Annotated in this window: 25 protein-coding genes; 10 read left to right on the top strand and 15 right to left on the bottom strand. The window is 51.2% G+C overall.

Annotation, left to right across the window (positions count from 1 at the left end; genetic code table 11):
* The first annotated feature begins 13 nt into the window (after positions 1–13).
* Positions 14–1804, top strand: a complete 1791-nt coding sequence (locus tag FME97_RS00720; protein WP_198418188.1) for a DUF262 domain-containing protein — start codon at positions 14–16, stop codon at positions 1802–1804.
* A gap of 204 nt (positions 1805–2008) precedes the next feature.
* Here the strand turns inward: FME97_RS00720 and FME97_RS00715 are convergent, their stop codons facing one another.
* From FME97_RS00715 to FME97_RS00695, 5 genes are all read right to left on the bottom strand, one after another.
* A complete protein-coding gene (locus FME97_RS00715; protein WP_117974409.1) occupies positions 2009–3334 on the bottom strand; it encodes a hypothetical protein in 1326 nt (441 codons plus the stop codon).
* Entirely contained in the window at positions 3325–4302 is a 978-nt protein-coding gene (locus tag FME97_RS00710; RefSeq protein WP_004293595.1) for a DUF6046 domain-containing protein, read from the bottom strand. The genes FME97_RS00715 and FME97_RS00710 overlap by 10 nt, the downstream gene beginning before the upstream one ends.
* A 12-nt stretch (positions 4303–4314) precedes the next feature.
* On the bottom strand, positions 4315–8157 hold the full coding sequence (locus FME97_RS00705; protein WP_117974407.1) for a phage tail tape measure protein: 3843 nt from the start codon (positions 8155–8157) through the stop codon (positions 4315–4317).
* Between the two features lie 93 nt (positions 8158–8250).
* The gene (locus tag FME97_RS00700; protein ID WP_004293597.1) at positions 8251–8436 is read right to left on the bottom strand and encodes a hypothetical protein; all 186 of its coding nucleotides are present in this window, start codon (positions 8434–8436) and stop codon (positions 8251–8253) included.
* A gap of 11 nt (positions 8437–8447) precedes the next feature.
* Entirely contained in the window at positions 8448–8804 is a 357-nt protein-coding gene (locus tag FME97_RS00695) for a hypothetical protein (RefSeq protein ID WP_008860783.1), read from the bottom strand.
* A gap of 218 nt (positions 8805–9022) precedes the next feature.
* Between FME97_RS00695 and FME97_RS00690 the strand changes: the two genes are divergently transcribed.
* Genes FME97_RS00690 through FME97_RS00680 form a run of 3 tightly spaced genes read left to right on the top strand, consistent with a single transcriptional unit; the run spans position 9023 to position 11543 of the window.
* Positions 9023–10006: a hypothetical protein gene (locus FME97_RS00690; RefSeq protein WP_004293599.1), complete on the top strand. Its 984-nt coding sequence runs from the start codon at positions 9023–9025 to the stop codon at positions 10004–10006.
* A complete protein-coding gene (locus tag FME97_RS00685) occupies positions 10000–10782 on the top strand; it encodes a hypothetical protein (RefSeq protein WP_004293600.1) in 783 nt (260 codons plus the stop codon). Before FME97_RS00690 ends, FME97_RS00685 begins: the two co-directional genes overlap by 7 nt.
* Positions 10779–11543, top strand: coding sequence for a metallophosphoesterase (locus FME97_RS00680; RefSeq protein WP_004293601.1), 765 nt, complete (start codon positions 10779–10781; stop codon positions 11541–11543). Before FME97_RS00685 ends, FME97_RS00680 begins: the two co-directional genes overlap by 4 nt.
* Before the next feature lie 84 nt (positions 11544–11627).
* Here FME97_RS00680 and FME97_RS00675 read toward each other — a convergent pair whose 3' ends face one another.
* The 10 genes from FME97_RS00675 to FME97_RS00630 form a co-directional block, all read right to left on the bottom strand.
* Positions 11628–12119: a DNA N-6-adenine-methyltransferase gene (locus FME97_RS00675; RefSeq protein ID WP_004293602.1), complete on the bottom strand. Its 492-nt coding sequence runs from the start codon at positions 12117–12119 to the stop codon at positions 11628–11630.
* A 6-nt stretch (positions 12120–12125) separates the two neighbouring features.
* Positions 12126–12581 carry a hypothetical protein gene (locus FME97_RS00670; RefSeq protein WP_004293603.1) on the bottom strand — a complete coding sequence of 152 codons (456 nt, stop codon included), beginning with the start codon at positions 12579–12581 and terminating at the stop codon, positions 12126–12128.
* A 3-nt stretch (positions 12582–12584) separates the two neighbouring features.
* On the bottom strand, positions 12585–13937 hold the full coding sequence (locus tag FME97_RS00665; protein ID WP_004303973.1) for a DUF2586 family protein: 1353 nt from the start codon (positions 13935–13937) through the stop codon (positions 12585–12587).
* Positions 13937–14284 (bottom strand): hypothetical protein, encoded by a 348-nt coding sequence (locus tag FME97_RS00660; protein ID WP_004293605.1) that lies wholly within the window; start codon positions 14282–14284, stop codon positions 13937–13939. Before FME97_RS00660 ends, FME97_RS00665 begins: the two co-directional genes overlap by 1 nt.
* A gap of 75 nt (positions 14285–14359) precedes the next feature.
* Positions 14360–15409 carry a hypothetical protein gene (locus FME97_RS00655; protein ID WP_004293606.1) on the bottom strand — a complete coding sequence of 350 codons (1050 nt, stop codon included), beginning with the start codon at positions 15407–15409 and terminating at the stop codon, positions 14360–14362.
* Positions 15410–15535: 126 nt separating this feature from the next.
* Complete coding sequence (locus tag FME97_RS00650; RefSeq protein ID WP_004293607.1) at positions 15536–16774, bottom strand: Clp protease ClpP; 1239 nt, start codon at positions 16772–16774, stop codon at positions 15536–15538.
* A 283-nt stretch (positions 16775–17057) separates the two neighbouring features.
* Positions 17058–17762, bottom strand: a complete 705-nt coding sequence (locus tag FME97_RS00645; RefSeq protein WP_004293608.1) for a hypothetical protein — start codon at positions 17760–17762, stop codon at positions 17058–17060.
* Positions 17759–18337: a hypothetical protein gene (locus FME97_RS12675; RefSeq protein ID WP_008860784.1), complete on the bottom strand. Its 579-nt coding sequence runs from the start codon at positions 18335–18337 to the stop codon at positions 17759–17761. Before FME97_RS12675 ends, FME97_RS00645 begins: the two co-directional genes overlap by 4 nt.
* Positions 18318–18953 carry a phage minor head protein gene (locus FME97_RS00635; protein ID WP_141427443.1) on the bottom strand — a complete coding sequence of 212 codons (636 nt, stop codon included), beginning with the start codon at positions 18951–18953 and terminating at the stop codon, positions 18318–18320. The genes FME97_RS12675 and FME97_RS00635 overlap by 20 nt, the downstream gene beginning before the upstream one ends.
* A 224-nt stretch (positions 18954–19177) precedes the next feature.
* Positions 19178–20500: a phage portal protein family protein gene (locus tag FME97_RS00630; protein ID WP_008142945.1), complete on the bottom strand. Its 1323-nt coding sequence runs from the start codon at positions 20498–20500 to the stop codon at positions 19178–19180.
* Positions 20501–20788: 288 nt separating this feature from the next.
* Here FME97_RS00630 and FME97_RS00625 point away from each other — a divergent pair, with 288 nt between their 5' ends.
* The 6 genes from FME97_RS00625 (at position 20789) to FME97_RS00600 (ending at position 23976) form a co-directional block, all read left to right on the top strand.
* The gene (locus FME97_RS00625) at positions 20789–21241 is read left to right on the top strand and encodes a hypothetical protein (protein ID WP_004293612.1); all 453 of its coding nucleotides are present in this window, start codon (positions 20789–20791) and stop codon (positions 21239–21241) included.
* 10 nt (positions 21242–21251) lie between these two features.
* Complete coding sequence (locus FME97_RS00620; protein ID WP_004303967.1) at positions 21252–21590, top strand: hypothetical protein; 339 nt, start codon at positions 21252–21254, stop codon at positions 21588–21590.
* A complete protein-coding gene (locus FME97_RS00615; protein WP_004303966.1) occupies positions 21577–22710 on the top strand; it encodes a phage antirepressor KilAC domain-containing protein in 1134 nt (377 codons plus the stop codon). Before FME97_RS00620 ends, FME97_RS00615 begins: the two co-directional genes overlap by 14 nt.
* Before the next feature lie 2 nt (positions 22711–22712).
* Positions 22713–23150: a hypothetical protein gene (locus FME97_RS12685; RefSeq protein WP_004293615.1), complete on the top strand. Its 438-nt coding sequence runs from the start codon at positions 22713–22715 to the stop codon at positions 23148–23150.
* A 156-nt stretch (positions 23151–23306) separates the two neighbouring features.
* The gene (locus FME97_RS00605) at positions 23307–23546 is read left to right on the top strand and encodes a hypothetical protein (protein ID WP_004293616.1); all 240 of its coding nucleotides are present in this window, start codon (positions 23307–23309) and stop codon (positions 23544–23546) included.
* On the top strand, positions 23533–23976 hold the full coding sequence (locus FME97_RS00600; RefSeq protein ID WP_004293617.1) for a hypothetical protein: 444 nt from the start codon (positions 23533–23535) through the stop codon (positions 23974–23976). Before FME97_RS00605 ends, FME97_RS00600 begins: the two co-directional genes overlap by 14 nt.
* Positions 23977–24054 lie beyond the last annotated feature (78 nt).

Here is a 24054-nt window from a genome sequence, read left to right as displayed (position 1 = left end):
TCAAAAATTAAACATGAAATTAGAATTTTCTATCTTTGTAAAAAAACACTTGATTAGTAGTATGGCAGGTTTCCAATCACCAATAACGATAGCGCAGGCTATAGAACGTATCCACCGGAATGAATACCTATTGCCGGCTTTTCAGAGAGATTTTGTATGGTCGGCAGAACAGATAGAAAAGTTGTTTGATTCTCTGATGAAAGGCTATCCAATCAGTTCCATGTTGTTTTGGAAGGTAAAAGGAGGCACAAAAACAGATTTCCGGTTTTATAAGTTTCTATCAGCTTTCATACAGTATCATCGGATATGCAACGATCCGATTCCTACGGACAATATCAACGATTTTTATGCAATATTGGACGGACAACAGAGATTGACATCATTATATATCGGTCTGTGCGGCAGCTATGCGTACAAAGATTATAGGAAACGTTGGGATTATTCTGAATCTAATTTTCCTACCCGGCATCTATATCTCAATATATCCCGTAAATACACACAGGAGGAAAGTGACAGGGAGTTCATCTTTTCCTTTGTTGACAAGAACATATCCAAAGAAAAAGATTTATTTATTGACAAGTCTAGTGAAAAATGGTTCCGTGTAGGCAAGATTTTGGCTTTGCATCAGGATTACAATTATGGCATCGATGAATTTGCCGAGGACAATAACATAGACAAAGAATCCAAAAGACTACTGAGACTGTTGGACAATGTCATTCATACCAAGCTCAATATAAATTTTTACGAGGAGGATGAACAGAAACCTGACAAAGCTGTGAATATTTTTATTCGAATCAATTCCGGGGGTACTGCATTAAGTTTTTCGGATATTCTGATGTCCATCGCCATTGCCAATTGTAAACAGATGGACGCAAAGACAGAAATCAAGAATCTGGTTGAGCACATACGTTCTAAAGGATTTAATATATCTCACGATTTCATATTGAAATCGTTCCTGTACTTATATCATAAAGATGTGCGTTCCCTTATAACAAGTTTCAATCTGAGTTTTATTGAACTGGTGGAAAATAATTGGACTAGGATCAGGGATGCTGTTTCAAACCTGTTCGACTTGCTGAGATCTTTCGGACTGACGGATTTCACAATGACTTCATATAATGCCGCCATGCCCATACTATATTATCTTTACCACAAGGACATATATCAGGATTTTTACAAAAAGATGGGAAATAGAGAGGATTGTGAAATCATAAAAAAATGGTTGTTCTCAATTCTGCTCCGCAGGGCATTCGGAGCAAGTGCTGATTCCGTTCTTGCACAGTCAAGAAGGGCATATACTACAGACATCACCGGCTGTTATATAAAAGAAACCGTGACATTGTTCCCGGCAGCAGAAATAAACTCTGAAATCAAGAAACTGTCGGATGTAGGTGACGATTTTATAGAAGACTTGCTTTACAGCCAGAAAGACTCACGATATAGTTTCCCAATATTGGCCATGCTGTATCCGAATCTTGATTACAGGAACAATAATTTCCATCAGGACCACCTGCACCCAGCCTCTGCATACAATGATCTGGAAGAGAAAGACAAGGAAAAATATGGTTGGCAGGTCTACAATTCCATCCTAAACCTGCAGATGCTCGATGCCAATGAGAACGAGTCTAAAAACGCCAAGCCATTGGACAAGTGGGTTAGTGAACAGACCCGGAACAAGGACATGCAGAAATTCATGGAGGACCACCTTATTCCGGATACGGATCTTTCATTGTCTAATTTTTCTGATTTTGTAGAAAAACGAAAGACCATACTGGTTCAGAGAATCAAAAAGATGATTAACTGATTTATATCAAAGGTATTTGCAGATATTATTCTTCCTGCCGAAACGCCCCTGTTGTAAAATATTTTTAAAGACATGGATTTGTAAAAATGCAGTGGATTAATTATGAATAAAAAGCAGTGATGTTCCTTGGAGCGGCACGGAATGCCGTTTTTCCTTTTCGGGTATTTTCTGGAAGGAAAGAATGTCCATTAATAAACAATATGGTCATTTGCGAATCCTGTACGGAATGCCCAGCTGTTGTCTGTATCCACCCACTCCGAAAGTTGTCGTTACCTCCTCCACGAGGTATACGCCGTTCTTGGAAGGATTACGGTAGTCGATCAGTTCCACCTGTACGGCAGGAGACAGTCCGAAATCCCCGAATACTGTCACATTGCCGGTGATTCCGTTCAGATTGTAATTCCGAAAGTATTCCGTCGTCTCTTCTACAAGCCGGTCGGAATTGATTCCGACATGAGGTGACATATATGGTACGATGGTATATGTGGATAAATCCACCTTGGTCCTGGTCTTCGCTCCCGATGCCGTCGTGTTGCCAGTTACCTTGTGCGTCTTTTTTGAAATCTGCGTGGCATTGACCGTCTGAAACTCCTTGCTGCCCGGCATCTCCGGGTCGTATTCAGGATTCATGCGTACTGTCACCTCAAAGAATTTTTCATCCGTCCCGAGTGCCTTGCCCGTCACCGCCAAAAACTTCGGATCGGTCTTGACCACTTTCAGGTTGCTCTGCGCCACATGCTCGTTGAAGTATATCCTGTACGGTCCTGTCGATTCGTCCTCCGGGAATACCGGCTGAGCCTTGCTGGACGAATAAGGACGCCCGACGGCAATGGACGGCATGGCCCCGTCATCATCGGCATCGTATTTCAAAAAGCAGTAGACCTTGTACTTCGACCATTCGGAAAGGATATCCGCTACCGTGAAGTTGTCCGTGACCTTTACCTTGCCGATATGTATCTCAAACCGCTTCGTATCCGAGTGTATCCTGAAGCCGGTATCTTTCAGGATATTATACTTGCCTTCCAGCACCTCGTTCACCGTCGTCCCTTTCGCCGGGGTCTCGAAATGAGGTGCCTGTTTCAGTTTGAGTTTGTAGGCCATATTCTCACACTGGATTTCCAGCGTGCTGTCCGAATTGTATCCGGTAATGTATCCGTCGAACATATTTTTCAGCACGCCGTTGTAGCCCAGCTTGATATTGATGCGCTGTCCGACCTTGAATGTCGTCTCGTCAACCAGACGCTGCGCGCTGCGTTTCTCGATGATGACACCGTCCTGCATCACCTCCGTCGTTATCCTCGACACGTCCTTGCCCTCCAATGTCACGTTCCCGATAATCGTGGAGCGGCATACCGACCCTTTCGGGAATATCACTTTGGCCGTTCCGATCAGCTTCTTGTAACTCTCGTTGATTTCGAGCGACTGGACTTCCGTAATCTCCACGCCGTTCTGTATCCTCATCGGATTGGATGGGTCGGCATCCCCGATGGTGATGCGACAGCAGAGGATATCCATTGCAGCTATACCCATAAACGTGTCAGTTTAAGCAACGAGGCGGGGTCGATGACCTCCGTACCGAATTTAACATACTTGATCCACTTGTTCGTGTGCTTGATGGCCGTGTCCACCTTTTCCTGTTCCGCCAGTTTCAGTTCCACGGCTTCCGATGGCTCCACGGCGACACAGTTCAGCGAATACGGCTGCACGTTCCGGCAATCCGTAGGCTGTAAGGTATAGCCCTGTATAATCAACCGTGAAATGTTGAACTGGCGCAATACCGTGTTGTCGCAATCGATGACACCCTTGTATTGTACCAGCCTGATAAACTTGGACACTTCCGCCTCGGGATACACGTCCGGGTATTTGGAGGTGATCTTGCCGTTGATGGTAATCTCGAGGTCACCCCCGGATATATATTCCTTGCGGGTATAGTCCCGCCCCTGTACCCGGGTCAGCAGGATATTGTTCCGGCTGCTGACCTGTACCTGCGGTCCCAGGTCCACGAATGTCACCAGTCCATACCGGCTGTTCGGCAAAACCTTGCACTCGCTGTTGTCATAATACTTCCCCTCCTCTGATATGGACAGTTCCAGAAAATCCGCCACTGTCCGGCCGACGATGGAATCGATATGGTTTTTCTTCTGCGCCACCGCCTGCTGTTCCCTGATGAGCTGGTAGTACTGTCCGGTCTTGTTCGCAAGGCTGGACTGCGACTGTGTCTGAAGATATTTGTCCCGCACCTGCTGTTCCCAGTATTTGAGGTATCGGGGATAGGAACGTAGCAACCCGTAAGCCGTCTGCGAGGCAACCTGTATGGCTGCCCGTTTGAGCAGGTCATGGTGCCTGGAGAAGTAATGTACCTGCCCGTCCTGCAATTCGGCAAGCCCCATGCCCAACGCCAGACGCGTGGCGTTGCTGATGTATCCGCCAAGCGAACCGTGGTTGAGTATGCCTCCGCTCAACAAAGTCGAGGCCGCGATTTGTATCAGTCTTCCCATAATCCTTTCATTTTATGCGTTCCAGGAGGCATCGAAGTCATGCACGACATCGATGAGCGCCTGTGCCAGTTGTTCTTTCAGGTTCTGTATCTCTTCCGTCTGCCCCTCCTTCGACTTCATCAGGTCGATGGTCCTGACACTGAGCAGGCTCTCTATGTTCACGATGACCTGTTTAGGTGCCGCCGAGGACAACCGCCCCGTGCCGGAATAGTTGCCGCCGGCCCCTCCGTCATCCAGATGCGTGTTGGTAATCGGGTTGGCAGCAAACGGACGTGTATCGTTGGAATCCGGTTCGTTGCCGTACTGGTCGGGAGTGAAGCCCGCCACGCGGAGGATGTTCTCGGCTGCCTCCGCCGAACCTCCGAAAGTCTGCCGGAGCGATGAAAAGAACTTCACGAGTGTCGTATGTGCCAGCTTGCGATGCGCGATGTTGTCTATACGCTGCGCATCGGTGGCGTTCTGCCCCAGTGCCCGCTGTTTCCATAGCCCGTTTTCGTCCTGCTCGAATCCCCAGGCCCTGAACTGGTCAAAGTCGAACCCTCCCTTACGCATCAGCTCATGCGCATTGGCGGCACTCGATATGGCATTCCGATAAGCGGTGGCGGCACGCACAATCTCCGGAACGGTCTGCGTGTTCATGTACCGGGCATAGTCGTATGTGCGGGCGGCAACCGCTTCCGACCTGTCCCCGATATCATTCACATAGACGGCCTTGCCATCCTGCATACGCCACAAAGACTTGTCGAGATCCTTCTCCTGTTGCCCGAAACGCTCCTTTACCGTCTTGAGGAAAGCGTCCACTTCCAATACCGTACCCATCTTCCCGAACTCGGCGTACGCGGCATCGATACGTGTCTGGCTGTCGCGTTTGGCAAGGGTGACAAGCGCATCCCTTATGTCATCCTGACGGGCTTTGTCCATGTTATACACATGGTCTCGCGATACCATCCCCTCAGATGAAGCGATGGCAAATTCCCCCAAGAACCCGGCCCACCAGTTGGATGTGAAGGCTCCGATTTTATGTCCCGAAGCCTCTTCGATACTTTTGCCGGCAACGACCTCGTCCACGGCACGCTTTGTCTTGACAGCCATGTTATAGGTCTCGCTCAGGGAGGAGTAAAGTGCCTCTATGGACGGATAACGGTACTTGCGGTTCGATTCGATCTCTTCCAGTACGGCATCCTTCGCCTCCTTTATCTTCCAGGTCTTGTAAGCCACCCATCCCAAAGTCCCGACCAATGCGGCTATACCTGCCGTGGCGGCAACCGCGCCTGTACTGATGGCACTCAACGAGGCGGCAGCACCGGTCAGTCCGCTGCCGGTAGCCACCTGTGTGGCAAACAGCGACTGCAGGACTCCTTTGGCTCCGATGACACCGCCCCCGGCCATCAAGGCGCGGTTCATCGCTCCCCGTCCCGCCACGCCTGCGGACTGCATGGCCGACACGATGGCCCGCTTCTGGGCAAACGAAACCTTACCGATACCACCCGCCCCCAGCAGCCCCTGCACGGCACTGATTGATGTCGTGGCCGCAGACTGTTTGCCGATAAACCCCATGGCGATGCCGATATTCGTCAGGGCTCCCGCCACCTTGAACAGCCGGGTCGCGACAACGCCTGTAAAGACAAGCGGGTCTATCCAATGGAAATTGCGGGTCACCCATGCGCCGATATTGCCGATCACGGTGAAGATGTCCAACAAGGCATTCCCGATGGACACCAGGCCACGGGTAAATTCCGGAGCCTTGAACTTTGCCAGAAAAGTGCGGAGCACAGTGCGGATAGAGGGTTCCAACACCTCGTATGCCTGCATGAACCCTTCGGTCAGCTGGGAGGTCACCTGCGCCCACAATCCCTTGGTCGTATTCTGCTTTACCAATGCCAGTTCTGAGGAAACGCCCTGGGACCCCCGGTTATATGAAGTCAGTTCTCGTAGTTTGTCGTAGTTCTTCAGGAACATCATCGCCGCGTTACCGCCAATTTTCCCGAAGATTGCCTGGACATCCGCCATCGACGCGCCCTTCTTGTTCAATTCCTCGAAAATGTCCGCTATAGGACGGAGTTTCTCGACCTGCACCCCCTCGATGTCGCGCATTTCCGTGAACCGGATGCCCAGGCGGTCCAGAACTTCCTGTGCCTCCTTGGTAGGTTTGGCAAAACGTGTGGAAAGAGCACGCAACGAGGTTCCCGCCAGCGTTCCCTTCAGACCCATATTGCCCAAAAGACCGATGGCGGCACTGCTTTCCGTGAAGTCCACGCCCGCCATACGCAGGTAACCGGCAGCCATCTTGTATGACTCCGCCATCTCCACGATATTCACATTCGAGCGGGAAATGGTGGAGGAGATAATGTCCGCCACGCTGTCCATGCTGTCGTTATGGATATCATAACCGGCCATGATGTTCGTGGCCAGGTCGGCGATATACGACACGTCGTTGTCACCGATAAGTGCCAGGTTCGTGATCGGGCGGATGGACTTGTTGATTGTCTCGATATTCATGCCCGCCATCGACAGGTATTTGACGGCACCGGCAATCTCCACGGCTGTGTATTTCGTGTCGATGCCGATTTTACGGACATGACGGGCCATACTGTCAAAACGGGTCTCGAATGTCTTGAGGTCGCTGTCCGCCACACGGAGGATGGAATGTGCCGATTCCATGATGTTGGAATAGTCGATGGCCTTCGTCAGTTCCGAACGGATCAGGCTGTAACCCATATAGGCATTGAGCATCGAAGCGAACGGGAGGTTCCTGAGTGACGGCGCTTTCGAATACTGGATACGGTTGATGGCGGCACGGCGTTTACTGCGGTAGAGCGTACCGGCTGCAGTATGTTCCCGCTGCATGAGCCTGACGGACTGCATCGCATTGCGCTGTTCCTGCCGTCTTGCAGCCTGCTCGGCCTTTATACGTTCCGTTTCTGCCTTACGGCGTGCCTGTTCTGCCTGCCGGCGTATTTTCTCCGCAGCACGGGCGGCATTCTTGCACTCCCGTTCTTTAGCCCGCGCTTCATCGGCACGCCGCTTTTCCGCCGCGGCGGTTTCTGCCAGAGCCGCCTTACGGCGCTGGTCTGCGGTAAAGAGCTCCTCCGCGTGGACCAGTTTCTGGCGATGCAGCTGCTGTCCTGCATAAAGCCGTTCCATCAGTTTTTGCCGGGCCTTTTCGGGCATTACGAAGGCCTGCGGAGCATATGGCACCGGAACGGAAGGTGTGAGTCCTTCGGATGGTATGCCTCCCTGCATGTTGAAAGAAATGACAGAAGCACTTTTGATACGACCCAATAGGGAAAGTATCTGCTGCAACCTGTTTTCCGCCGTCCCGGTCTTGATTTGCAGTTCCCGGTCACGTTCCATGGAAACCAGGGCGGAGTTGATTTTCCCGATGGCTTTGGTAATGCGTTTCTGCGCGTCTGCCATCGTGCCAACGGACGAGGCGGCATTCTTTTCGATCTCCGCTTTGCGCATCTCGGCAGCCTTTTTCTCGTAAAGGCTTTTGGCGTTGGCCTTGATTTTCTTGCTGTCCAAAGCCTGACCGGCATTGATGGTCAGGCTGATGCCTTTGGAAAGCGTGGAAATATCCGTGAGTAACCCCTTGATACGTTCCAGCTTCTCTTCGCTTTTTTTCGTATCGATGGTCAGGCGGTAATCGAAATTACGTTTCTTGCCGTTCTTGGTGCGGAACACGCGGTCTATCTCGTCCATCATATTCTTGATGTTCGTGACGGCCGGAGTCAGGGACGCTTTCGCCTGTACCAGCTTGCCTACCGCCTCACCGAAGGCGATAACCTGCTTGGTGCCCTGAGAGGCATCCACGTTGATGGAGTAGTTGACCTGATAGTTCTGTTCCTGAGCCATGGTAATGGGTACTGCGTTAAAAGAATAGTCTTTCCGCAAGGGCGGAGATTATGAAACGAAGGCCGCCGCAAACCGGAAGCTTACGGCGGCAGGTCAAGGAGTCCTCTCCGGCAATGACATCGGAACGGGCATACGGCTGATGAGCATCTGCTCGTGCAGCCACAACGCCTCTTCGGAAAGCATCGCGAACTCCTCGTCGGAAATCGTGTCGAGGTTGACGCCGGGAAAGTAGTGGCGGACATAGATCATCCGCTGGCGGATGCGCTGCTCGTCGGTCACTACCCACCGGCTTATAAGTTTACCAGGACACTCTGGCGGGTGGTGATCAGCTCGGAAAGCTGTCCCATCAGACCGAACAGGAAGAGCGACTCGTCGTCCACGAGTTCCTTATCTCCGTCCACGAAGCAGTCGCGGGCCAACGTGCGCATGGCGATTACCTCGTCCTTTTTGGAAGCGGCCATGAATTTGCTGAACTGCGGAAAGCTCGGTTCGGACATGTAGGCCACATAAATCTCTTTCTCGCCGTTTGCGGTGTCTCCGAAAACGACCATCGGACAAATCTTGCGGAGTTTCTTCTCCTCTTTCAGTTTGAGGGCTTTTTCCTTGATCTTGATCTCCTGTTCCAATGAAAGCATTTTTTCGTCCATATCGAATTTGTTTTGATTCACCGAAAGAGTAGGACAAAGAATCGTGGAAAGGTTGAAGACACGGTTCTTATTCACTTGTAATCCATATGTTATACAAAAAACTTCTTTGCTCCTGATATTCCCAGATCAGTCTTTAAAGGAAATTTCGCTGAATATATTTCATATATTTCTTTGATATATAGTATATAATCGTTAATTTTGCATATTCTCAAACATAAATGATTATGTGCAAAATAGATGATTTTATAGATGTGACAAGCCGGTACATCGCTGAATTGCTTGATTTGAGGGCGGACATCAGGCCGGTCGAAAAGGATGTCTTGCATACATTCCCAGCCAATATTACTGCCGGTTATACATTTTGTACGGCTAACTTGTTGGGGCATGACGTAGTTCTTCTGTATAGTGCAGACAGTTCTGCATATACTCCGGGGCAGATGCGGAAACAAAAAGAACTGGTTGAGCGAAAAGCCCAATGCCCGGTAATATTTGTATTGCGTACAGTGGCGGCCTATAATGTACGGCGTCTTGTCAGACATCGTGTAAATTTCATCATACCGCAAAAGCAAATGTTCATACCGGATTTGTTGATAGATTTGAAACCGCATAAAAATAATATCGGGGGAGGTGAAGAAACGCAGATTCCTGCAATTGCCCAATGCATAATCCTTTATCATCTTGAAGTAAAGTCTCTCGAAGGGAAAGGAACTTATGATATTGCAGATCTTTTCAACGTGTCGTATGCCAATGTAAACCGGGCGGTCAGATGGCTGAAAGATAAAGAAGTTATCGCTTTATCCGGCGGCAAGACAAAGAGTATGATATTTCAGTTCAAAAAGCGTGAATTATGGGACAGGATGTTGCCGTTCCTGGCGAACCCCATCGAGCGGATTGTATATACCGATAGTCTGCCTGATGAAGTATTTTGTATTAGTGGAGTAAATGCCTTGTCGGAATATTCAATGCTGAACAAGGAAAAAAATGACACTTATGCCATTGCAAAAGAAGAAGCTCGACGGTTGCAAATCCGGACAGACAAGGAATATGGCGAGACCCGCATAGAGATATGGCGTTACAATCCATGTTTTTTCTCAAAAAACGGCATTGTAGACAAATTGTCTTTATTTCTGGCCATGAAGGATATGGATGATGAACGCATTCAAATAGAATTGGAAACTATGATAAATAATATGATATGGTAAGAGGAATTGATAAATTCAGGGAGTTTTTCACCGGATATGAAGGAAACTATGTCATCATAGGTGGTACTGCCTGTGAAATGCATGAAGAAATATATGCACAAACTCCAAGGGCGACCAAGGACATAGACATTATACTGATTGTGGAGGCGCTGTCTTCGGATTTTGCTGCAAAATTCTGGGAGTTTGTAAAAACCGCAGGGTACAGACAAAGGAATAAGGGAACCGGGAACGGGGAATGCAGGCATGAATATTACAGGTTCAAGGAACCGGGAAATCCGGATTTCCCGTATCAGATAGAACTCTTTTCACGAAATATCGGGGTTGTCAAATTCCCGGACGATGCCCACATTACCCCCATTCCGGTTGATGATGACCTGTCAAGTCTGTCAGCCATTTTGATGGATGATGACTATTATAATTATACCATTGAACACAGCACGTTGGAGGAGGGCGTACATATTGCGAACATTGAAAGTCTTATCTGTCTGAAATGCAGGGCCTATTTAGAAATGACCGAGCGGAAAAGCAATGGAGAACAAGTGGACAGCAAACATATCGTCAAGCACAAGAAAGATGTATTCCGGCTGGTTGCCATGCTTGCTCCTGCCGACACCTACGAAGTTCCTGATTCGCTTAAACAAGATGTTGACAGGTTTTGCCTGGCTGTCAAAGAAGAAGTGCCAAACTCTGATTTTTTCAAATCGGCAGGACTTAAAAGCATTTCCGGAGAACAGTTATTGGAACAACTTGAAGCCAATTTCATAACACAACAATGAGAATCCAATACGCATCCGACCTGCATCTCGAGTTTCGGGAGAACAGCAGTTTTTTGAAGCACAACCCGCTGGCTGTTGCCGGAGAAGTGCTTGTCCTTGCCGGAGATATAGGATATATCGGAGATGAGAACTACTCCAGACATCCGTTCTGGGACTGGGCTTCCGGAAATTACAGCCGGGTCATCGTGGTTCCCGGAAACCACGAGTTTTACAAGATGTTCGACATAGACAAGCTGTATAACGGCTGGTCGCTCAAAATCAGGGAAAACATCACCTGCCACTATAATGCCGTTATCCCATTGGGTAACGATATAGAATTGATCGCTACCACACTGTGGTCACATATCCTGTTGCAGGATGCCTATGAAACTGAGGCAGCCATCACAGATTTCCGCAGGATGCGTTACGGCAGCGAACCGCTGGACTGGACAAGGTTCAATGACGAACATTCGCGCTGTTTCCGTTTTCTGGAACAGAGCGTAAAACAAAGTACTGCCAGACATCTCATTGTCGCCACTCATCATGTACCGTCATTCGAACTGATGGCGCCGGAGTTCAAGGGCAGTCCGCTCAATGGGGCATTTACCGTGGAGCTTGGCGGTTTCATTGCAGACAGCCCGATTGAATACTGGATATATGGCCACTCGCACCGCAATATCAATAAGGTCATCGGAAACACCCGGTGCATATGCAACCAGTTGGGCTATGTGTTCAGTAACGAGCATACGTCATTCGATAAGGAAGCGCATATTTCGATTTAAGTCTGCCATACATAAATCCCGTCTGTCAGCCAAGGTCAATATCCGGCAAACAGACGGGTTATTATGTAACAAATTTATGGTTGACTATTGAAGTCGTGGCTTCACCAACTTCCCGTCGATACCGCATGTTTCCAGAACCGCGGTATTTTCTTTGTTGAAGGCGATCAGGCATGACGGCGCTCCGGCCGTACCACCCTGTTCCCCCGTAACATGGTAAAAACTGAGCCGTCCCTTGATAAAGAGTATTGAATCGGCGTTTGGGAATATCAGTTCGTGGAACAGGCGCGTGTCCGTGCGGGCAAAAGTGAGCGCGACGGCATTCCTGTGTTCGACACACCTGCGGATAAACCGGACAATCAGTGCAGTGTCATAGGGAGGATTGCAGAACACACGTCCGAACCAGGGTTGTTGCAGGCCGTCATCCTCAATGGTATAGTGATGTCGCGCCGTATCCCATGGGCGGTTTACGGGCGAACACGGATCCAAATCGAACGGCCCCAGCCTCCGAAGCAGGCAGGGAGGCGTGAGCCATTCGTTCTTTCCGGTAGAAGATTTCCCCTCGAAAGTTACATCCATGACAGCTTAGATTGTATCACCCGAGCCGATTTGGATATCGAACGGGTTGAGATCGAATTCATGGGTGATATTGGTATCATCCTGCTGTGACTCGAGACAATCCTCCGTGAAGATGCAACCTTTGAGCGTTACGGTCGTCGTTGTCCAGTCCTCGCCGGCCATCGGGTTGGCAAAGCTGATAATCAGGTCGAACTCGCCGATTTCGAGCAGCGAGCCGTACACCGAACGCAACAGCTGTTGCGTGGCATAGTCCATCGTGATGCTCGCCGTATAGGTAATGTTCCCGAACCCCCTCGACACCGGCCGTCCTCCCATGCCGTAGTTACTTTCGACCTTGCGCTTCTTCGACCATTTGATGGCCGACACGCCTTCAAGGGTCGTGGAACCTTCATCGATTCCCAGGGCGGTCGATGACAGGGTTATCATCGACCACGAGTATGCTACATTGTTGATTATTGCCATATGCTATGTCTTATTTGCGGTTAATGACAGTCCTTCCTCTACATAAATCTTCACGGCCACGCCCACCGGGACAAGGACATAGGAGATGCGCAGCGTGTCGTCCACCAACACGTTCTGGTTCGGGTCGATAGTGACGGCGTATCCTGAAATTTCCTGCGCCGCCTGCATCTTGGCCAGTATATCCCCGATGAGTGTCTTGAAAGCTGTAATCTTCGACGGGGCGAGGAACCCGGTTGAAGGATTGACCATCAGCGGTGAGTTCACATACGGCAGCAGGGCTGCACGCACGGCACGGCGGCTCTTGTTGATGGTGCGGTTCCGGGCAATGGTACGGAAATCCCCATGTGAGCATGTCTGGTCTTTCGAGATGTAGATCCCGTTCTCGCGGCCGGCATACTTGATGGGAAAAATATACCCCTTATCGTCGAGTTCGTCCAGCAGTGACGGGGAGAGTGACTCGTACCGGTTCAGGCTGAGGAAGTTCTCCTCTGCCTCGTCGAGGTTGATGTCCCCGAACCCCAACTCTATTTCCTGGAAATCGTCCGCGAAGAGATTGAACTGCTTGACCCATGCGATGGATTCGTGCACGTTGGCCTTTGCTATGGCTCCCATAACCGCTCCCAAAAATCCCACGGGCGTATGGTTCCTGTTGCACATCTGCATCGTGGAGATCTTTTCGTGATGCGCCTGGCCGAATATACAGCTGATACGGCTTGATTCACAGATGCATGAAGGTATTTTATTCAGGTCAATCTGACGCCCCTCAGTCGTATCCGCCCCCGTATTGGAAGGATTGGCGGAAAGGATGAGCGAGAGCGGCTGGTTCTGCTCCGCAAGCCCCACGGCCACGTCGTTGAGCCCCTTTACCAGATTGAGGTTGTATTGTTCCGATGCGCCGTTCGCTTTCCACAGCGGCTGTTCCGTCCATATGCCTATCTGGTTGATCATACCCCCGGCAGCACGCTGCATGATTTCCAGCGCATCCCAGTTCGCCGAACAGTCCGCGAACATCACGTAGAGTTTTCCTGAACCGCCCGGATTGCCGGACATGCGGAAAAATTCACGGATATGGTATGCCGGGATGCCGTGCAGGAAATTGACATTCATCTCCTCCTCGTCGGTTGCCTCCACACGTTCGATGATACCGAAGTCGTTCACGGCGGACTTGAACGAGGTGATGTAGCAGACATCGCCAGGCTTGAGCCTGGTCTCATTGGTTTTACCATACCCCTCCGTGAAAAGCGTCGGCTGGAGGGACACGTCGAACAGCAGTCCCGTCACCTTCTCGCCCGACGAGCCGGTATCGTAAGGAATATTGCCGTCCACATCCTTGATAAATACATTACCGAGTGCCATTATGATTTCTTTTTAAGTTCGTTGTAGAAAGGATTCCTGTAGAGTACGGCCTTGCCCCTGATGGCGGCCGCCGTGTCCGGCGCATAGGTTCCTCCGTGCGTGTCGATGTACAGCGACGGATATGCCGGGAACTTTTTCAACAGGGACAGGATGTGAGGCTCTGTCGTCTCCTCCGACCCTGCATTCCCTTTCCCCGCGGTCTTGGCCGGCAGCCTGTCTTCAGTCTCGCCGCCTGTCCCGAGGTTTTCCGATGCCGTTTCCGGAACGGGCACCGCCTGAGCCTCCGGTGCAGGAATATTATTGTTGTCTGTCTGCGGAGTTTCCTCCGTGTTGATTTTCTTTGCCATAACAGTAGAATGAAAATGGGGAACGGGGCCTTGCCTCCGCTCCCCGGGTGGATATTGAGAATGAAGAAAGGTGTGTTATTCGCTCTTCTTGTAGGCGGTATGGACCACGATCTCCGCCGGGCGGACGATGTTCACGTCCATTTTCATGCGCATCTGGAAAAAGAACAGCTCGGAGTTGGCCTGCAGACGGTCGATTTTCAGGATGTCCGTGTCGTTCGCGTAATCCACCCCCATCCACAGGTTGGAGTCCATGCCGGTGGAGAACTCGCCGAGCACCATCGTGTGTTCGGGGATTCCCACGACCGGGACGATGCGCTTGCCCTTGAAGCGATAGCGGTTGACCTCGGTATTCTCGGAATACTTGACCTGCTTGTCCGAGATATATTGGTCATACGCGTCCCAGGCGTCCCATCCGACCACAAAGGTCAGAGATGTCTTCTTTCGGATCTGCTTCGGACATTTCCTCCACATCGCATAGAGCGCCGCCTCCACCGCGGCCCCGTCCGTCAGCTCGGTCGTTCCCGAAATGATGCACTGCCCTCCGGCAACCACCTCGGCATCGGAGGAGTTCACATTGTCGAGGATCCGTTTGATGACCCCGTCAAAATATTTCTCCTTGTTGGCTCCGATTTTCGTGCAGCCTTCCGGTGCGGTAATCTTGGCCACCGTCTCTCCTCCGCGGGCGGAAGTCCAGATGGCGTTTCCGATATACTCGTTTTTCTTGTCCATAAGGAGACGGAGCATCGTCGCCTGGATTTTCGGGTCGAGCTCGCGGAACACGAGATTGCCTTCCGGCTGCGCGAAACGCCAGTACTTCTCGTAGTCCCTCGGGTTAAACTCGAGATAGACCATAAAATCGGACGGCTCAAGATGGCGTTCGGTGAACTGGTACTCGTTCGTGCCGTCATCGCCCTTGGCTCCGTGGATGGGTTGTGGGGTCGGCACGTTGTCCTGGATAATGTTGCCCAGCTTGATGGCAGGAAGCGTATAGCGGTGCTGGATGCCCGTCTTGATATGAATCAGTCCCTCGCGGACCGTATCATTGCCCTGCACGGTATAGGTCAGCAAGTCCTCAAGTACTTCGCCGCTATACCCGTTTTGAAGAAAGTTTACTGTATCAGCCATTGTCGTTTTAAGTTTTCCGTTGAAGAATGAAACTCGGCCGACTGGCGGATACCTGCTGTTTCCGCGCGAGACACTGCGGTCTCCGGCATGTCAGTTAAAATCGGGCGGACGCCCGCGGATAGTCTGTCAGAGCTTTCGGAACTTGAAATCCGCACCGACCACTTCCGCCACCTTCTCGGCCATCAGCTGTTCGGCGGTCTTTGTCGCTTCCGCCGTGGCCTGGATGTTGGCAGGGTCATCGGCGATTTCCTTCGAGATTTTCTCCCGCGCGGGAATGGAAGCCAGCGTGCTTTCCGCCAACTCGAAGTTGGAACCGGCCATCTCCACCCACTGCGTTTTCGCCTCACGGTCAATCTTGCCTTCTGCAATGGCATTCTCCACCAATGTCTCGATACGGGAAGCCTGCTCGTCCTTCTCTTTCTGCTCGTAGGCGGAAAGGCGTGCCGTCGCTGCGGCCAGGTCTGTCTGCAAGTTCCGGATGGAGGCGTCTTTTCCGGCGATGACGGTCTGCGCGTCGCTCAGTGATTTCTGTATTTCTCTGTATTTGGGTTCCATCGCGGCCAGTTCAGAGATACGTGCCATCACGTCCTTGACCTCACCGTCCTTCATGCCCAGCGAGGCTGCAATCGCCCCGTACTCAAAGCCTTGTGTCTTGTTTTCGTTTGCCATATCGTTTTCCGTTTCTGTAAGAGTAGGTTCAATGCCTTTGAAAGGTTTATTTCCCGCGCTGACACGGCTCATCAGTTCCTGGATGGCGGCCGTATCGGTCAATCCTTCTATCTCGTCATGCACTTTACGGCAAAGCTGCTTCGAGGTATGGATGACATGCTCCGCAGGTATGATGCCGGCCTTGACGGCAGCCTGTGCGTCGAAATAGGTCCCGTCCTTTCCTGCCTGTCCGTCCATGATGGCCCGCACATGCTCCGCTTTCAGGCCGAACCGTTTCCGGTAAATCGTCTCGATCTGTTTGGTAAAAGCCGTTACCATGTCCGACGGTTCCCCTCCGTCATCGTCCGGCAACATCGGGTTATGAATCATCAGTATGGCATAATCACGCATGAGAGAACGCTTGCCCGCCGCCCAGATGATGGAGGCCATCGATGCCGCGACCCCTTCGATGATACATTCCGTATCCACCGTGGCATTGGCGATGGTGGAATAGGTGGACATGCCGTAAAGGACACTGCCGCCCTCCGAGTTGATCAACACGCGGATACAGGAGGGACGGATGATATTTTCCAAAAAGTCGAACTCGTCATTGAAACGTGAGGTCGTCTCTTCCGTCACGCGACCGAAGAAACGGATAACAGCCGGCTGGCCTGCCTTCGCCTCTCCGACGACATATTGAAGTGTGTTCATATCCATATGCAAGGGTTATTTGAACAAGAGTAGGCGGTGGAAAAAGAAAAGGTTTTGCACTGCTATTTATGGAAGTGGAAATATGAGAATCCATCCATTTATGGAAATGCGATTATCTTTACAGTATAATAGATTGTTCAAATTACAGACCGGTTGCAACTATTTGTATCAAGACCGGCATGCTGAACATTCTAAATTCAGCAAGTACAGAAAATGTATCATGAGTCTTGTATTATCTGCTGATTCATGTCTGTTTATACGCAGTGCGGATAAATCTCCTGCATGGATTTCAATTTTCCGATCCGGTATCCGAAAAACCAGATACTTCGTCATGTTCCGGACGCGGATGGAAGCCGTGTCCGCCGCTGTCATGTTGCGGCGCATCGCTGTGTTGGGTGAACGGGGGCATGACCACATACCTTTTTACCCAGTCCCTGTATTTCCACGCGGAAGATTCCCTGAACCATACCTCGTAGTCTATCCAGTACGCCTGCAACATATTGGTTGAAAGCGGCATGTCGAAATAGGTCAGGTTGCACCGCTCGCTCAGCGCCGGCTCATGGTTCTTGGCATCCTGTATGGCTACATTGAGCCGCTGGAAGACCAGAAACGCCTCGCATTCCTTGTCTTCGTCCGCATTGTTGAGCGTATTCAAGATAAACCGCACGCGCATGGTGGCGCGTCCCTCACCGATACGCTGTTGCTGTACCAGGTACCTCACGTTGATAAAGTGGATGAACACGGCAGGGAACACAGTCTCATACTCCGTGTTATCGTCACGGACAATGCGGGCGAACTGGCCGTTGTCGATAGCGACGGTTTTGAACAGGGGCGGCGACAACGGGTCGTCCGGATTCTCCCGCAGGGTCAGGACAGCCCGCTTAACGGCCCGGTATATCTCCACGAAAGGGTTCGCGGAAACTTCTTCAGGCAGGCTCTCCGCCGGTGCCGACGGTTGTGCGGGCTGTGGTGCTGGGTGTTTGTCTTTTATCATAACGGCTGGTGTGGAAATCCTTTAAAAATCATATCTATGAAATGGGCGGCGATATAGTCGTCCGTCTTCGGTGAGAATCCGATGAACTGCCGGTGTACGGGACGGCGCGTGGAATACTGGTTTACCGTGTACAGCCCGAACTTCGGATCGGTATTGTGTATGGCGGCATAATGCCCGTAACGCTCCTTGCTGCGTCCCCGCTTGCCCTTGACTGGAAAGCTCTTTTCCGTAGTCCACATGCAATACCTGGCGCCTTTCCGGAAGATGCGCGTACGGTCCGAACGCCGTCCCACTATGTCTGTCCGGCCGGCTTCCGACTGTATGCTCCGGGCCAGAGTCCCCGTATCGTTCATGAGAGGATGGGTGAACCTCTTTCCCCATTTGGAGGTACGAGGCGCCCATTTGCTACCGTTGAATCCCCCCGAAGCGAATGAGGACACGAACTGCTGCCTGGTATAGTCACCGGCAGCAGTTGCGAAGTCGAATACGTTGAACTCCAGCCGGCTGGCCATGACGCGCGTACTGGTCCTGCTTACCCAGTGGCTGCAAAACTCATCAAGCGTTATCTTGGGCATAGGCGAACTTTCCTTTAATGCGTTTCACAATATCATTCATGTAACCCGGAAGCGGGACGGAGAAATAGCGGTGCGCATCGGAAAAGATACGCCCGCCGGTTGCCAGGCTCTCCCGGAAGACCGGATCCACCTTTTCCAGATAGTCTCCCTTATCCGGCAAAGCCGCCCGGACAGCGGCGAACCCCTCCGCGACCAGAAAGCAGCGGCATCCCCATTCGATCGGCGGTATCAGCTCCGGAGGAAACTCGGATTTGCGGAAGGAAATCCCTTCCAATGAAAGATGCCAGGCACGTACCCGTTCATCGCCTTGTGTCATGTAGGTAAGCACGGTATCCATATCCACCGCCATCCACCATGCGGCCATCGAGGCCGCGAAGAATACCTGGTTGTTCTCTTCCTCCGCATGGACGAGGTTATACCTGCGGCATATCTTTTCGTGTGCTTCCATGTCCTGTTCATCCGCTGTCTCGGGCAGTTCCCCGAGCATGGCATACTCCTCTGCCGCGGCAAAATCCACCAGGTTGTCTATAGCTGCAATCAGGATGTCACGCTGCTGCCGTTCCCTCTCTGTTGTAAAGGAGTTGTGATTTTTCAGTATCTCCAATGCCCGGTCCATGTCGATTCGCAGACCTGTCAGCGCACGGTCTATGAGGAAAGAGGCACGCAGGGTGATGATGTCCTCTATAATGTCGAGACGTTCCGCGCTGTTCTCCCAATAGAGGATCAGCCTGCGGAATGCATCGAAAATGACACGATACTCCTTTTCCGTATCGGATTCCGTGGTTGCAGATGCCCTGACAGCCCTGAACGGAGCGTTGTCCGGGAGCGGAAGACGGGCTTCTATTCCGCTCCCCGCAGAAAATTTCCGACCTTCGCCCCCCGGGGGCGTCCGTAACGCCGGAAATACTCCTCGTCCGACATGATGCCCCGGTCGTTGTGGCTGAGACCGGATGAGCCGCCTTCGGCTCCGAAACCTAATCCCGGGATAACATTGAGCTGCCGGCCCACATTGATACCGAACTCTTTCTCGATCTCATCGGCCGCCACTTCATATTTGTCCGTGATCAGCGAATAGAGCTTGATGCGGTCCTCGTTGCTCATCTCTATCCGGTTCGAATACCGGAACTCCAATCCTCCGGGGATATACCCGATAGCCACCAGGCGGGGGATTATCTCCTCGTTCATGACGTTTTCGATATACCGACGGTAGACTTCGATACGGTCGCGGAAAATGTCCTGGTGTGCTTTCGTGGAACCCACGTACGACTGCATCCCTCCGGCCATCGACTCGGAGCCGAGCACGAGGTTGGCAACTTCCTTGTTCACAAACTCGATAAGCCCGGTATATATCTTTTCCGAGTTGGACATGGTGAATGTCTTGATATCGACCTCGTCCTCAATGCCGGTAACCACCACCTTGTTCTGTGCCGCGTTGGCTATCTCGTTAGCCAGCCTCTTGCGGTCGGCGTTGCTCTCGCTGACCGTCTTTCCGTGGATAATCGGCTGTCCGTAAGTATGGGAAAAGTTCACATAGTTGGCCACCGTGAATTTCTTGGCCAGTATCAAAGGGGTCGTGGCGGAAAAAAGTCCCAAGTCGCCGGAGTTTACCAGTACATAACAACGGTAATATGCCGGGTCATGTAAATCCCAATGCGGCTCCCACAGTCCCTGCCGCTTCAGTACCGTTTTCTGGTCCGGCAACACATTACGCCGTTCGATGATGTTGACTTCCGCCAGCCTGCCCGTTCTGGGGTCAGTATGCGGCATGATTTCAAGCAGGGTGTACCCGTAGAGCTTGGATTCCACTATGCCCTTGATTATCTTGTCGAACTGCGAACCCTGTATCTTCAGGGAGTTCGCCACGTCCTTGATGTATTTTCCCTTTTCGTTTACACGGGCAAGCATATAGCGGTCGCCGAGAATCTGGCTTTCCAGTGTCTCGACAACGGAACGTATATGAGCGTCCTGTTGCAGGCAGGCTTCATACAGGTCAATGAGCCGGGCGCGGTCATCGAGAATATATCCCGAGCCGGTATCCTGACGGCATGAACGGTAGCGGTTGTTGCGCTCGATTTCGCGGACATACTCCTGAATTGTCTTTTTGGAGGTCTTAAAAATACTCTCCAAGAGTTCCCCGTTAAATGATTTGTCCGATGTAGCCATAATTTTTTTGTTTCTTGTTCAAAGAGTAGAGACAATCCTCAAGAGAGGTTTTTACGGCTAAAAGAATATATGGAGAACGGGACTCTTAATGCTTGATTTACAAACCGAAATATACAACTTAAATATATAGATATTTCGGTTTTATTTATGTTGTAAATATCTTATTATCAGTGATTAACAATTTATTAAAAGTGTAATTTATGTATATATTTATAGTGTATTTCATATTAAAAAGATATATCTTTGCACCACGTTAGATACAAATCCAAGAACAATGAAAAAGAGAACATGAAAGAAGAAAAGATTCCCTGCCGGATAATCCGGTACAGGGAGTTCCCCGATCTGCTTTTCGGAACGTTACGGGAAGACGGACCGGTCTATTTCGACGCGACACGCTTCATCCAGGCCAAAGGAGATGCACGCCGGCATAATGTCCGTGATTTCCGTGTCGCTTTCCATCACTGGGCAACGGCGTTGGCAGACGCCTACGGAATAGACAGGGAAAAGATGATCATCCGTGACGAGGCGTCGGGACACCTGTTAATTGATGAATGTCTGGCTCTATTATTTGTCGTTTACATCGATCCCGCGTTCGGTGTCTACCTTCTGGAGCGCGTGGACGAACTGCTGTCCGGTGGATTTACGGTTTCAGACACTTGGCTGGTACAGGCTGCCGGTCTTAGATTTACAAAGGAGGAATTAACGCAAATTTTAGAACAACATGAGACGCAGCACATTTAAACGACCCAAGATGGTGCTCATCTTCAACGGGGCACAGGTTCTTGTAGCGGTCACGCGCTCGCTGCACAGCGCGGCGGAATTGACAAAAGGCAACTTGCAGGCTATCTCATTCTGTTGCACGGGCAAGTATGTATGCAGCGGCGGACTCTATTTCAGGCATCTGCATCCGGATGTGGAAATCGAGCTGGCCGACCTCGGCACACTGATGCTGAAAGATTATGACGCCCTTTGCGGCGAGAAACGCACGTACTATCCGGTGCGCAAGATGGCACATAAGAGAGCCTTGCTTGAAAACAAACGTAAGTCTGATAACCAAAAGAAAGGAGGAAATACCTATGAGGGAAAATAGGAATGTTCCGTTCCGGGACTGGAACATAAGGGTTTCCCGGAACCATAACGGCCAGCTCCATATCTGCGCCGTGGATATATGCGATATACTCAAGCGGGACGAACTGCTTGAAAACGGCGCCATCGCCCGTGTTTGCCCGACGGCATTGAAAATCAGTTTCCGGAAAAACGGCAGGGAACAGTGGGGTTTCCGTCCCATCGATATGCGCCGGCTTTTACAACTGGTACGCAAGGAGACTATTATACCCCGTGACCTGCTTGATGAATTGGAAGTGTGGGGCAACAAGCTTCTGGAACTGGAAGCCGGGGAGCTGCACGCCGTCCCGCAGGACGACATCGTCATGCACTTCGAGGAAGGGTTCCCCGTCACGTTCCGGCGTGTCGGCGACAAGCTGATGGTCAACGCCACGCAGATCACGATGCACTTCGGGAAAATCCCGTCTGAATGGCTACGCATCGCTTCCACGGATATGCTCCGCAGGGAAATGGCCGGCAACGGACATACCGGGAAATACGAGTCGCAAGTCTTCACCACACGGGGGCGGGGGCACGGTGCGACCTGGTTGGAATCACCGCTTGTCATACCGTTGGCCAGATGGATCGCCCCTGACCTGTCTTTGGCGGAATGGTTGGGCGAGGCTATCGGCAAACTCTCCGTGAAACGAGGGAAGACAATCGTACGCGAACGCCCCAGGGTGGCGGCACCCGGTCTGCCCTGTATGGATTGTCCCATGCCGCAGGATATGGAATCGGCGACGAGACTGATTCTGGAACTGCGGAAGGTGGTGAGTGAATCCCTGCCGAAAATCGTATTCTACGAGGAGTTTATCGAGAACAGGGACTGGTTCAAGAGCACGCGCATCGCTGACGAACTCGGCATATCGCCGCGACAGTTGCACCAGTTCCTTGCCGAAGAGGGCATCTGCAAGTACGAGAAGCGGCAATGGGTGGTCTTTCCTTCCTGCCGGGCCTGGCAATGCGATGTGCCTTACACGTGGGAGAACAGCCGGGGCAAGGTATATACTTTCGGATCCACCAAACGATGGACACAGGCCGGACGGGAGTGTATCATAGAACTGTGGCGCAAGAGGAACCCTGAATACTGCCCACCGGGTGCATAGCGATGGAAACGGCATTACAGCGGATCATCCGCAAGACAGGAAGACGGCCGGTAGAGTGCCGTTGCCGTCTGTGCAGGCAGCAATGCCGGATACCGTGCCTCGGTACGCCGGAAGACATCCTCCGGTTGCTGAAAGCCGGATACAGGGAGCGTCTTGCACCCACTCGGTGGGCGGTAGGCCTGCTGTTAGGAAAAATCCCGTATATCGTGCCGATGGTACAGGCGAAACAGGAAGCAGGCGGGTGCACGTTCTTTCAGGACGGACTGTGTGAACTGCATGCGGCAGGGCTCAAGCCCACTGAAGGCAGGTTGTCGCACCATACCATCACCATGGAGAACCTGAAGTTCGGAATGTCGCTCTCGTGGAACGTGGCCAAAGAATGGCTGGACGAGCGGAACTTCGACACGATACGGGAGATTGTCCGGATAATGGGAAAATAGATGAGGGACGGTTTCATGAATGAAGTATCAGTATAACCGGTTGATTCCTCCTTTGCCGATTTCATGGAACCGCCTCTTATTAATTCATACCATTTGCAAACAGTTCGTATTAGTCGCGGCTATCCTTTATCAGGAAAACATTTAAACGCGAATGATATGAAACTGAAAAGCAGAATGACCGTCGGGGAGATGTCGGAACACCTGACGGAACATACCGGCAAGTTCGCCAACCGCGTATCCGTGGGGCGTTACGCCAAAAAACTGGGATACGCCGTGTATAAACCGATGATAAACGGCAGGATATGCCAGTTCTATGTCAATCCGTCGATTAAGGATGACGGGGAAGCGGAAACATTACGGACGAACGAACGCGAAAACGGACATGAAAGGGAATGACGACAAAAGGCAACACGTGATACCGTTTATGAAATGCTTCACCGGGCTGGTCGGCGCGTTCACCCCGGAAGAGGTCATCTTCATGCTGTACATGGCAGACCGTACACGCCTGCGTGAAAAAGGTTACGACACCTTGCGCAGCAAGCGGTACTACATGGAGAACATGGAGATGGGTTCGCGGATTTTCGACAAGTGCGTGGAAAAGACAACGCGTATGGGATTGCTTGAACGGGTGCCGGTCAGCGGGATGTACGATTACCTGTGGCACATGGATTCCTACAACCGGCTTGTAGGGATATTGGCGGAACTTGGAAATCCTTTTTCTACCAGGGCATTCTGTCATCGGATGTTCGATGTGGAAAAAAGGACCGTGGCATCCGTCTCTGACGAAGAGGTCAGCCAATGGAAAGAGAGACACCGAAAAGTTTGAGCGTATCTGTCCACGGAACGTAAATGAATAAAAACAGACGGCATCGTTGTGATTTGCCGTCTGTTTTTGTGTTTTTGC

It is taken from the genome of Alistipes dispar, from assembly GCF_006542685.1.
GTDB classification, from domain to species: Bacteria; Bacteroidota; Bacteroidia; order Bacteroidales; family Rikenellaceae; genus Alistipes; species Alistipes dispar.
This window is presented reverse-complemented; position numbering and strand designations above follow the sequence as displayed.

Excerpts from the sequence above, each read along its gene's own strand:
- FME97_RS00710 (WP_004293595.1), bottom strand. The coding sequence starts at position 4,302 with ATGGGAAGACTGATACAAATCGCGGCCTCGACTTTGTTGAGCGGAGGC.
- FME97_RS00625 (WP_004293612.1), top strand. The coding sequence starts at position 20,789 with ATGAAAGAAGAAAAGATTCCCTGCCGGATAATCCGGTACAGGGAGTTC.
- FME97_RS00675 (WP_004293602.1), bottom strand. The coding sequence starts at position 12,119 with ATGGATGTAACTTTCGAGGGGAAATCTTCTACCGGAAAGAACGAATGG.
- FME97_RS00690 (WP_004293599.1), top strand. The coding sequence starts at position 9,023 with ATGATTATGTGCAAAATAGATGATTTTATAGATGTGACAAGCCGGTAC.
- FME97_RS00705 (WP_117974407.1), bottom strand. The coding sequence starts at position 8,157 with ATGGCTCAGGAACAGAACTATCAGGTCAACTACTCCATCAACGTGGAT.
- FME97_RS00645 (WP_004293608.1), bottom strand. The coding sequence starts at position 17,762 with ATGATAAAAGACAAACACCCAGCACCACAGCCCGCACAACCGTCGGCA.
- FME97_RS00685 (WP_004293600.1), top strand. The coding sequence starts at position 10,000 with ATGGTAAGAGGAATTGATAAATTCAGGGAGTTTTTCACCGGATATGAA.
- FME97_RS00650 (WP_004293607.1), bottom strand. The coding sequence starts at position 16,774 with ATGGATATGAACACACTTCAATATGTCGTCGGAGAGGCGAAGGCAGGC.
- FME97_RS00695 (WP_008860783.1), bottom strand. The coding sequence starts at position 8,804 with ATGGACGAAAAAATGCTTTCATTGGAACAGGAGATCAAGATCAAGGAA.
- FME97_RS00600 (WP_004293617.1), top strand. The coding sequence starts at position 23,533 with ATGAAAGGGAATGACGACAAAAGGCAACACGTGATACCGTTTATGAAA.
- FME97_RS00620 (WP_004303967.1), top strand. The coding sequence starts at position 21,252 with ATGGTGCTCATCTTCAACGGGGCACAGGTTCTTGTAGCGGTCACGCGC.
- FME97_RS00715 (WP_117974409.1), bottom strand. The coding sequence starts at position 3,334 with ATGGGTATAGCTGCAATGGATATCCTCTGCTGTCGCATCACCATCGGG.
- FME97_RS00630 (WP_008142945.1), bottom strand. The coding sequence starts at position 20,500 with ATGGCTACATCGGACAAATCATTTAACGGGGAACTCTTGGAGAGTATT.
- FME97_RS00615 (WP_004303966.1), top strand. The coding sequence starts at position 21,577 with ATGAGGGAAAATAGGAATGTTCCGTTCCGGGACTGGAACATAAGGGTT.
- FME97_RS00670 (WP_004293603.1), bottom strand. The coding sequence starts at position 12,581 with ATGGCAATAATCAACAATGTAGCATACTCGTGGTCGATGATAACCCTG.
- FME97_RS00680 (WP_004293601.1), top strand. The coding sequence starts at position 10,779 with ATGAGAATCCAATACGCATCCGACCTGCATCTCGAGTTTCGGGAGAAC.
- FME97_RS00660 (WP_004293605.1), bottom strand. The coding sequence starts at position 14,284 with ATGGCAAAGAAAATCAACACGGAGGAAACTCCGCAGACAGACAACAAT.
- FME97_RS00655 (WP_004293606.1), bottom strand. The coding sequence starts at position 15,409 with ATGGCTGATACAGTAAACTTTCTTCAAAACGGGTATAGCGGCGAAGTA.
- FME97_RS00635 (WP_141427443.1), bottom strand. The coding sequence starts at position 18,953 with ATGGACCGGGCATTGGAGATACTGAAAAATCACAACTCCTTTACAACA.
- FME97_RS12675 (WP_008860784.1), bottom strand. The coding sequence starts at position 18,337 with ATGCCCAAGATAACGCTTGATGAGTTTTGCAGCCACTGGGTAAGCAGG.
- FME97_RS00720 (WP_198418188.1), top strand. The coding sequence starts at position 14 with ATGAAATTAGAATTTTCTATCTTTGTAAAAAAACACTTGATTAGTAGT.
- FME97_RS00605 (WP_004293616.1), top strand. The coding sequence starts at position 23,307 with ATGAAACTGAAAAGCAGAATGACCGTCGGGGAGATGTCGGAACACCTG.
- FME97_RS12685 (WP_004293615.1), top strand. The coding sequence starts at position 22,713 with ATGGAAACGGCATTACAGCGGATCATCCGCAAGACAGGAAGACGGCCG.
- FME97_RS00665 (WP_004303973.1), bottom strand. The coding sequence starts at position 13,937 with ATGGCACTCGGTAATGTATTTATCAAGGATGTGGACGGCAATATTCCT.